Genomic DNA, 867 nt, shown 5'->3' with positions numbered 1-867 from the left:
AGCGATTCTGGTCTCGGATGTGGTCGGCTACAGCCGGCTAGCCGGCGCAGATGAAGATCGCATCTTGGCACGGCTGCGGGCGTTGCGCAGCGATCTCATCGATCCCACAATCGCCGTTCATCGTGGTCGCGTCGTCAAGCGCACAGGCGACGGAAGCCTAGTCGAGTTCAGCAGCGTGGTAGAAGCAGTGCGCTGCGCGATCGAAGTGCAGAATGCCATGGTTGAGCGCAATGCCGGGGTGCCGGATGATCGCCGCGTCGAGTTCCGTATCGGCATTCACCTGGGCGACGTCGTGCAAGAACGCGACGGCGACCTGATGGGCGATGGCGTCAATATCGCCGCGCGCCTAGAAGGTATCTGCGAACCTGGCAATATCTGTCTTTCCGAGCAAGCCTATTGGCAGGTAAAGTCAAGGCTCGATATCGCGATCAACGATCGCGGTGAGGTTCAGCTCAAGAACATCACCGATCCGGTCCGGGTTTATTCGCTACAGGTCGGCGTTCCCTCCAAGGCAAAGCCCACAGCACCAACCAAGCCCCTTTTTATACAGAATCCTCCGCAGCCGCTCGCACCGCCCGACAAACCTTCGATTGCCGTGCTGCCCTTCATCAACATGAGTGGCGATTCCGAACAGGAATTTTTCACCGACGGGCTGACGGAGGACATAATCACTGATCTGTCGAATGTGTCCGGCTTCTTCGTCATCGCCCGCAACTCCACCTTCGCCTATAAAGGCAAACCCACCGACGTCCGTCAGATCGCTCGCGATCTGGGTGTGAGGTATATTCTTGAGGGCAGCGCCCGCCGATCCAACAAGCGGTTGCGCGTCAATGTGCAGCTTGTCAATGCGGCAGAAGGCGGCAATCA

The 867-nt window shown here is 58.4% G+C and carries 1 protein-coding gene; it reads left to right on the top strand.

Features of this window, described 5'->3' with window-relative positions; all coding sequences use genetic code 11:
* Positions 1 to 867: adenylate/guanylate cyclase domain-containing protein (locus NKI35_RS31280; protein ID WP_352742657.1), on the top strand; the 867-nt coding region annotated here is incomplete at both ends.

It is taken from the genome of Mesorhizobium sp. M0676 (genome assembly GCF_040320535.1).
Taxonomy (GTDB): domain Bacteria; phylum Pseudomonadota; class Alphaproteobacteria; order Rhizobiales; family Rhizobiaceae; genus Mesorhizobium.
The sequence above is the reverse complement of the archived record's forward strand: the minus strand, read 5'-3'. Positions and strand labels throughout refer to the sequence as shown.